Genomic DNA, 3,473 nt, shown 5'->3' on the forward strand with positions numbered 1-3,473 from the left:
ACCGGGAGAGGCGGCACGAACTGGGGTATGCGTTCTGAACTATGACCCAGCGTCTATCGGCGATCAGCACTCGGCGGAAGACACATTCTTGAAGGCACAACCTTTTTCATCGCACCAGCAGCAGCTTGCCCGTGCCGGACCAGGTGCCGGCGCGCACGCGGAAGAGGTAGGCGCCCGAAGCGACGCCCCGGCCGGTGTCGTCGCGTCCGTCCCAGTTGACGGCGTGGCGCCCGGCGGGCAGGGGGCCGTCGACGAGGGTGGCCAGGCGGCGACCGTCGACGCCGAAGACCTCGAGCCGGACCCGGCGCCGGGCGGGCAGGTCGAACACGATCCGTGTGGCGGGATTGGCCGGGTTGGGGTGGGCCCCGTGCAGGGCGAACCGGCGCGGTGTGGCGTCTTCCGCCGGCACGGCGGAGACGAATCCCTCGACGGGCAGGGGCGAGTTGTCGGTGCCGCGGGCGTCGTAGGTCGCGACCGGGGGCGGCAGCCCGGCGTCGAGGGCGATCCGCAGCAGCTCGCCGTCGCCGGCGAGTCCGCGCCCGGCCCCGAGGACGGCGAAGGTCGCGTCGAGCCCGTCGCCCGCCTGCCGCAGGTGCACCGGATCGGCCTGGGCCACCAGCAGCGAACCCGCGGCGGCGGTGGCGGTGACGCCCGCGGGCAGCTCGACCCGGACCCGCAGGCCCTTCAGGGCCGGGCAGGGGTCCAGCAGTGTGAGCGTCCACGCGTCGGCCGCCGGCTGCGACCAGCCCAGCCGGACCGTGCCCGCGCCGGGGACGGTCTCCGGCCCCGGTCCCACGCCGGCGCCGTAGCGTTCGGCGAAGATCATCAGGTCCTCGAGGTCGATCAGGCCGTCGGGCAGCGGCAGGCCGTGGGGCGTGCCCGTGTCGGTGGGGCCCACGTCGCATTCGGCGAGGAAGCCGGGGTCGGACAGGACCTTGCCCCAGCTGAGGTCCAGGTGGGCCAGGTCGGACGCGTCGGTCAGGTGGTCGTAGCCCGGCGCCGGCGACGTGGTCACGTCGGCGAGGAAGTAGTTGCGGGTGCGGGCCTGGGCCGTGGGCGCGGCCGGCGAGGTCAGGCCGACCATGTCGACGGCGAAGGCCGTGAAGGCGTGCACGTCGCGGGCGCTGCCATCGGCGGGCCAGGCCGCCGTCGCGCCTGCGAGGCCGGCGGCCACCGAGTCGCCGGCGCCCGGGGCGGCCGGGAAGTCGGGCCAGCGTTCGCGGTAGAGGGGGTACTCGCCGGTGGGGATGCTGCGGACCACGACCTCGCGCAGGTTGGCGTCCAGCCCGGCCGGATCGTCCCAGCCCAGTTCGACCCGGTCGGGGCCCGGGGTGGCGACGAAACCCGTCACCGGCAGGGGCGGCGTGTTGTCGGCCAGGAGCGTGTCCTGGCGCACGGCGAGGTTGCCCGCCGGATCGACCGCCAGCACCGACCACAGCACCGGACCATCGGCGGGATAGAGCGACACGGGCAGCCCGTTCCAGCGCGCGATGCCGCCGTCGAAACTGTCGGGCTGGCGCAGGTAGCCGGTCAGGCCGAGCAGCGCGGTCTGATCGGCGAAGACGTCCGTCCGGCCCAGGTGGGGGTCGCCGTCGCTGACCGGCGCGGCGAACTCGACCAGATCGCCGTTCTTGGCGTAGAGGTCGGTGTGGGGCAGGGAGAGGTTCTGCGGGGCGGGGGCCCCGATGACGGGTGCGACCACGTCGGCCACCACGAGGCCCGGGGCGGCGACGGCGCCGGCGATGTCCATGTTGGCGGCGTCGCGCAGATGCCGCAGGTGGACGTCGAGGGGAACCTCGGTGTAGTCCGGCGCGCCGACGAGGCGGAAGCGCACCGTGAACAGGTCGGCGCTCGCGGCGCCGGGGGCCGGACCGCCGAGCGCCGCGTCGACCCGGACGCCCCCGGGGATGGAGAGCACCTGGAAGAGCGCCGCCTCGGCGAAGGGTCCGGCGGCGGGGCGGGTCACGTCGCCGGGGGCGACCTTCAGGACGGACTCGTCCCAGGTCACCTCCACGGAATAGCCGTACACGCCCGCGCCGCCGCCCACGTGCCGGATGGTCACCTCGTCGGTGAACTCGCCCGCCAGGCTGTCGGCCAGGCTGATGTAGCGGGGCAGGGGCGCGGGGTAGAGGTTGCCCGTCAACCAGGGATCGAACAGCACGTTGCCCACGACGGCGTCGCCGAGTCCGCCCGGATTGCGCAGCGGCGCCAGGGGGCCCGAGGGATCGCCCCAGTGGTTGCCCCGGGCGTCGCACGGGTCGCCGGTGTCGGCATAGATGCCGGCGGCGCTGTTGGCGCCGAACCACGTGCCCCGCACCCGCCCGACGGAGCGGGCCGTCCCCGCCTCCAGGGCCAGCAGACCGGTGCCCCAGTCGGTGATGCGGCAGTCGGCCACGTCGAGCACGGTCTCGGCCAGGCTGGCGAAGTGGACGACGCCGCGGGAGTTGGCCAGACCCGCGCCGGCGATGGTGCAGCCGGTGACGGTCACGGTCGTGGCCAGGGGGCTGACGATGGTCTTGTCCGGGGTCTCGGCCTGGGGGCTCGGCCGGGCCGGCGCGCCGGCGACGAGCTTGGCCGCCGACCCCGGGCCGGTGACCACGAGCCCCGAATTGAACGGCAGGTCGTCGGGGTAGCCCGAGATGGTGCCGTCGCGCAGGTCGAGACGCGTGGCGATGGCGTACACGTTGGCCTGGTTGCCCTCGGCCACGAGCCCGGACGCCTCCCAGGCGCCGGCGTAGTAGAAGAGGAAGCCGCACGCCGTCGTCGATCCGGACGCCTGGCCGTCGTACCAGGCCCCGCGCGCGGTGCAGTCGGTGATGGTCCCGGTGGTCCCGTTGGCCAGTTCGAAGGCGTTCAGCACCGCGTCGCTGGGCAGCAGGCCGCCGTCGCAGGTGATGCGCCGCAGGTCGTGGCTGCCGCCGCTCCCGAAGGCCGCGAAGCCGGACTTCTGGAACTTCACGACCGTGATGTCCTCGGCCGCGAAGGCGATGGCGTCGCTCGGCTCGCTGGCCACGTTCAGGCCGATGCCCGACGGGGTCGTGCCGACCGGCGTGGCGTGGACGCTGCGGATGTCCACCCGACGCACGAGCCCCCCGGCCCGCTGGTACATGATGCCCACCAGACGGGTGCCGGTGCGGGCCCGGCCGGCACCGTCGACGGCGAGGTCCTGCAGCGTGACGTCGATCCCCGGCCCGACGGCGAACACCACCGCGTTGTAGATCACCGGCGAGACCGTGTAGGGCATGAAGACCGGGGCCCGGATCACCGTCAGGTCGGCGCCCGCCCCGGTCAGGGTCAGGGACCGGGTGATCACGACCTGCTCCTCGTAGAGCCCCGCCGCCACGACGACCTCGTCGCCCGCCGCCGCCGCATCGACGGCCGCCTGGATCGTCGGGTAGACCGCGGGCACCGCCAGTTGGGCGGCGCGGGCCGGGGACGTCGCACCGAGGGCCGCGGCCAGGACGAGACCGCAC

General features: G+C 74.4%; 1 protein-coding gene. It reads right to left on the reverse strand.

The annotated features are described in order from the left end of the window. Nucleotides 1-106 precede the first annotated feature (106 nt). Nucleotides 107-3,473: hypothetical protein (locus KDM41_17585; GenBank protein MCB1185236.1), on the reverse strand; the 3,367-nt coding region annotated here is incomplete at its 5' end.

This window comes from bacterium, from assembly GCA_020440705.1.
GTDB lineage: Bacteria > Krumholzibacteriota > Krumholzibacteriia > LZORAL124-64-63 > LZORAL124-64-63 > JAGRNP01.